This is a genomic window from Moorena sp. SIO4E2 (genome assembly GCF_010671945.1).
Lineage (GTDB): Bacteria > Cyanobacteriota > Cyanobacteriia > Cyanobacteriales > Coleofasciculaceae > Moorena > Moorena producens.
In genome coordinates this window covers 1-4,894 of record NZ_JAAHIE010000525.1, presented here as the reverse complement: position 1 = coordinate 4,894, position 4,894 = coordinate 1, and the positions used below count along the sequence as shown (strand labels likewise).

Sequence of the window (4,894 nt, the reverse complement as noted above, 5' to 3'; positions counted from 1 at the left end):
GTCGTTTTTGTTCCGGATACTGTCACAGGCGATAGAGCTTTGGTGCGCCTGATGCGGGTCAAACCTAACTATGCTACTGGTAAGTTACACCAACTGTTAGTGGAATCCCCTAATCGTGTTCGTTCCCGATGTATCGTGGCGGATAAGTGTGGTGGTTGTCAATGGCAGCATGTGAGCTGGGACTATCAGCAGTTGGCGAAGCAAAATCAGGTGATTCAAGCCCTCAAACGCATTGGTGGATTTAGCGAACCCACCGTAGCCCCAATCTTAACCACAGATTCTCCCTTGGGCTATCGCAACAAAGCGACCTATCCCCTTAAACGCTCAGCAACGGGTTCAGTTCAAGCGGGTTACTACCAAAAAGGTAGCCACCAGCTCATTAATCTTAATCAATGCCCCGTGCAAGACCAGCGCTTGAATCCCCTGCTAGGGGAAATTAAGCAGGATATTCAGCAATTGGGGTGGTCGATATACAACGAAAGCCGCCACCAAGGACGATTGCGTCACCTTTCGTTACAGATTGGACAACAGACTGGCGAGATGTTGCTGACCTTGGTCACAACGGATCTGAATTTAAAAGACTTGGATATCCAAGGGCAAACTTGGCTAAATCGTTATCCCCAACTGGTTGGTGTTTGTGTGAATCATAACCCCCACCGCAGTAATGTCATTTTTGGTTCCCAAACCTATTGTGTTGCAGGTCAGCCATACTTGAGGGAAAACTTTGCTGGTCTTGAGTTGCGGCTGCGACCAGATACGTTTTTCCAAGTTAATACTGAAGCGGCTGAGGTTTTGTTAAACCTAATCATTAAACAGCTAGCCCTGAAGGGGCATGAATGTGTAGTTGATGCTTACTGTGGCATTGGCACGTTTACTCTACCCCTTGCCCAACAGGTAAGCCAAGCTATCGGTATTGAAGTGCAAGCCGCATCAGTAGAGCAAGCTGAGCAAAATGCCTTGATCAATGGGATCACTAATGTGAAATTTCAGGCGGGATCAGTGGACCAGTTACTCCCCCAGTTGACTATAGCGCCAGATATTATCTTACTTGACCCACCCCGTAAGGGATGTTCTCCAGCAGTTATTGACATCCTCAGGCAAGTGGCACCAAAACGGATCGTTTATATTAGCTGTAACCCAGCTACCTTAGCACGAGACCTCAAACTCCTTTGCCTCAACGGTGACTACCAGTTAACCCACATCCAACCTGCTGACTTCTTTCCTCAAACCTCTCATGTTGAATGTGCTGCTTTTCTCGAGCACTGATATTGGCGTTGCCCAATTGTGGAACACCCAAGCATCATCCCTGATTGGTGATGGGCAATTGGTGATGGGGAATTGGTAGCTTACCCAACGGTGGCACGGGCATCTAAATAGTTTCTTTATGTATAGTCTTTATGTATAGTCTCAATTATCTACATCAATTATTTACCTATTTCACTGGTATTTCATGAGGAAACTACCCAGAAGGGTCTGGTCTGAGCGAAAATTTTCTGATACTATAGACGTAGGGAATCAGAAATACACTAAGGTTAGGGAAGATGAGTAACGCTAAATGGCTATTATAGCGCTGTTTAGGCATTTTTTCCATTGAGCTGATAGGTAAAGCAGCGACATTAGTGAAAAACCTATTGAACTACCTATTGAACTAATTAACAGAATAATTAACCATAGAGAGGTTGTAGTTTAGCTATGCCAGCAGGAATCTTCATGTCTGAATATAGAAGCCAACCTCAAGAAATCGAGAGTTCCTAGTCAGGTGGTTGCTAAGCACGATTCAGCCGTGTTTAGCGTTAACCCGATCAAAATCAGGCATCTAGCCTCCTATTATATCAAGTCCACCAAAAAAAAGCTAGGGGTTTCTTGAGTGATTGCCACATCTTTGAGTCCGGCTGAGTGCGGTTGGGAAACGGTTAGCTTTGCTTCTACCCTTTACCTTTGCCCGATCCTCGATTTGCTTCTTGAACAAATTCCCAATAAATGGCAACCGGAACTCCGGCTGGGATTACAAGAAGCGTTAGTGAATGCAGCAAAGCACGGTAATAATTTAGACCCAAGTAAGACCGTAGAGGTTCAATTTTCAGTAGTCAATGGTGAATATTGGTGGGTAATTTCAGATGAAGGGTCTGGTTTTACCCATGGTGATGACCAAGAGAGTCCCGAGGTTAGCCTACCCTGCGATGAATCAGAAAGCGGTAGAGGCATGAGCCTGCTTCACCAAATTTTCGATAAAGTCCTCTGGAACAACCAGGGAACAGAAATTAGGCTTTGTAAACAAGTGAAGCATCCCTCTAAGCGCCCTCTATTTTCCTAAGCCCCTATTTCCCTAAGGGTGGCGTTTCCCATGAGTTGGACAAGGGGGAGCTGAAATAGAGCGGTCTAGCCATCCAGAGGCTTGGCGCAATCGTTCAAGGGCTTCTTCTGGATGATCATTGAGCAGAAATACCAAAGCAGCAGCAGCCTGCTCACTGGCTCGGGCGGAGCGATTAGACTTGAGGCGATGCCAATCATTGGGTCTGATCGCCAAACGTTCTGCTAAGGCTTGAGCCAATTCCAGAGTGCTAGGTTCCATCTTAGCATCAGTTTTGGTGAATTGGATGGATTCAGGCATTGTTTTTTGAGTGCTGAGTGGGGGAGTGTGTCAGTGCTTACCAACTCCCAACTATTTTAACCTAGGATTTAAGATTGTTATATGCCTCCAGAATCGTTTCATTCATCTTACCGTGATTCACGAAAAAATAGACAGGATCAACAAGATGTGAATGAGTTTGAAGAGGAATTGGCAGAAATAGAGCGATCGCTTAATACTCTCAAGACACGTTATACTCAGGTGCAGCGGGATCAGCGACAGCAAGCTCAACTCCAGGAGCGTCGAGAGCAAGTTAGGAAAGACTTGCGCAAGACTAAACGTAATAATACTAAAACTAATAATACTAATAGTAATCGACAAGCCCTAAAGGCTGAGTTAAGGCAAATTCAGGAACAACTGGAAGTCCTGGAGCTGAATTTAGAGAGTCAGTTGTTTTCTTGGCACAGTCTACAGGAACCGTTTTGGCATGGGGTGCGGTTTGGGGGATTGGGGTTGGTGATTGGTTGGATACTTAAGTCTTGTGTTAGTTAGTTAGTTGTTGACGGTTGTTCTTGTGTGCCTAAAGCCTAATTCCTAATCCTCGAATCGAATAATCCAATAACTCTATCGGATGCATTAAGGTAATGTCTTTTCCTTGCAGCCGCAAATGCTTCTTGATCTGTAACGAACACCCTGGATTTGGGGAAGCAATCAACTCTGCGCCAGTATTTAATAAATTATTAACCTTCTGCTGTCCCAGCTCATCGGCTACTTCCGGTTGCAGCATGTTGTAAACTCCAGCACTACCGCAACACAAGGCGGCATCCATCGGTTCCTTTAAGGTCACTCCTGGAATTTGCCGCAATAACTGTCTCGGTTGTACACTAATTTTCTGTCCATGTAATAGGTGACAAGCATCCTGATAGACAATAGTTAATGGCTCATCCCTAAGCGGTGAAAGGGTTGCAGTTAGTCCTACACTAGCTATAAACTCCTGGGCATCCCTGACCTTACCTGCAAATTCTTGAGCTTTTTGAGCATACTCGGGGTCATCTTCCAGGATGTGACCATACTCCTTCAAGGTATGACCACAGCCAGCAGCATTAATAATGATGGCATCAACTTCTGTGCCCTCAAAGCTATCTATCATCTGTCGTGCCAAGGCTTGAGCTTGGTCAGTTTGTCCTTGGTGTTCTGGCAAAGCGGCACAACAGCCCTGAGTTTTGGGAATCACCACTTCACAGCCATTGGCGGTTAACACCCGCACCGTTGCTTGATTCACTGAGGAGAAAAACAACCGTTGCACACAGCCAAGTATTACTCCTATCCGGTAACGCTTCTTGCCCACAGGGGGAATGACATCGGGTAAATTATCCCGAAAGGAATCTAGAGTAACCTTTGGTAGCATTGACTCCATGGCTGCTAAGCGAGGAGATAGCAGTTTGAGCCAATTCGTAGAGCGCACTAGTTTCTGCACGCCCAAGGTCTGGTACAGATACAAAGGAAACAATAATGAACGCAATCGCCCCGGATAGGGAAACAAGCTAAAGATTAGCTGTCTAAACAGCGAATCTGGAAAACTACGAGGCTGATTTCGTTGAACTTGATGACGAGTGGCGGAGATTAGTTTATCGTACTCAACCCCAGATGGACAAGTTGTCACACAAGCCAAACATCCTAAACAAGAATCGAAATGTTGTGTACTCCCCTCGGCCAGGGGAGCTTCCCCTTGACTAATTGCATTCATTAAATAGATCCGACCCCGAGGGGAATCCATCTCTTTCCCAAGCACCCGGTAACTTGGACAGGTGGAAAGACAAAAGCCACAATGAACGCAGGCATCAATCAATTCTTGCTTGGGCGGTTTTTGAGCATCAAAACCCTTTTGCTTATTCGTTGTTAGTTCTTGGATATTGGTCATTGTTTAAAGGTTGGAAGGTTGAAGGTTGAAGGTTGAAGGTTGAAGGTTGGAATGTTGAAGGTTGGAAGGTTGAAGGTTGAAGGTTGGAATGTTGAAGGTTGAAGGTTGGAAGGTTGAAGGTTGAAGCTTTAAGGTTGAATGGTAATTGGTTAAAGGCTAATTGGTAATTGATGATTGATATAGCGTTTATGATAGTTATATGATACTTTCAAGTTTTTTACCCCGACTCCCGACTCCCGACTCCCGACTCCCGACTCCCGACTCCCGACTCCCGACTCCCGACTCCCGACTCCCGACCCCCGACTCCCGACTCCCGTTCCCCTCCTGGGAGGGGTTAGGGGTGGGTGCCCTCTCCCGCGTCCAGATCTGAAGATCACACCACGCAACTCAACTCACTAAGCGAA

General features: G+C 46.0%; 6 protein-coding genes. 4 read left to right on the top strand and 2 right to left on the bottom strand.

The genetic code is table 11. The features are described from left to right. Together rlmD and F6K37_RS32150 are read left to right on the top strand one after the other, a co-directional pair. On the top strand, positions 1–1,266 hold a 1,266-nt coding region (rlmD, locus tag F6K37_RS32155), incomplete at its 5' end, for a 23S rRNA (uracil(1939)-C(5))-methyltransferase RlmD (RefSeq protein WP_287254659.1). Positions 1,267–1,867: 601 nt separating this feature from the next. Then, complete coding sequence (locus F6K37_RS32150) at positions 1,868–2,314, top strand: ATP-binding protein (protein ID WP_008188003.1); 447 nt, start codon at positions 1,868–1,870, stop codon at positions 2,312–2,314. Positions 2,315–2,326: 12 nt separating this feature from the next. Here the strand turns inward: F6K37_RS32150 and F6K37_RS32145 are convergent, their stop codons facing one another. Further along, positions 2,327–2,611 (bottom strand): DUF6439 family protein, encoded by a 285-nt coding sequence (locus tag F6K37_RS32145; RefSeq protein ID WP_008188002.1) that lies wholly within the window; start codon positions 2,609–2,611, stop codon positions 2,327–2,329. An 81-nt stretch (positions 2,612–2,692) separates the two neighbouring features. Between F6K37_RS32145 and F6K37_RS32140 the strand changes: the two genes are divergently transcribed. Next, entirely contained in the window at positions 2,693–3,121 is a 429-nt protein-coding gene (locus F6K37_RS32140; RefSeq protein WP_008188001.1) for a sll0565 family protein, read from the top strand. A gap of 28 nt (positions 3,122–3,149) precedes the next feature. On the opposite strand, the gene F6K37_RS32135 is transcribed toward F6K37_RS32140, so the two are convergent. After that, entirely contained in the window at positions 3,150–4,490 is a 1,341-nt protein-coding gene (locus F6K37_RS32135) for a (Fe-S)-binding protein (protein ID WP_287254655.1), read from the bottom strand. A 199-nt stretch (positions 4,491–4,689) separates the two neighbouring features. Here F6K37_RS32135 and F6K37_RS32130 point away from each other — a divergent pair, with 199 nt between their 5' ends. Then, positions 4,690–4,860: a hypothetical protein gene (locus F6K37_RS32130; protein WP_287254653.1), complete on the top strand. Its 171-nt coding sequence runs from the start codon at positions 4,690–4,692 to the stop codon at positions 4,858–4,860. Positions 4,861–4,894: the final 34 nt, after the last annotated feature.

Bases quoted from the DNA above. Each gene is read 5' to 3' on its own strand.
- F6K37_RS32130 (WP_287254653.1), top strand. From the start codon at position 4,690: ATGATACTTTCAAGTTTTTTACCCCGACTCCCGACTCCCGACTCCCGA.
- F6K37_RS32140 (WP_008188001.1), top strand. From the start codon at position 2,693: ATGCCTCCAGAATCGTTTCATTCATCTTACCGTGATTCACGAAAAAAT.
- F6K37_RS32145 (WP_008188002.1), bottom strand. From the start codon at position 2,611: ATGCCTGAATCCATCCAATTCACCAAAACTGATGCTAAGATGGAACCT.
- F6K37_RS32135 (WP_287254655.1), bottom strand. From the start codon at position 4,490: ATGACCAATATCCAAGAACTAACAACGAATAAGCAAAAGGGTTTTGAT.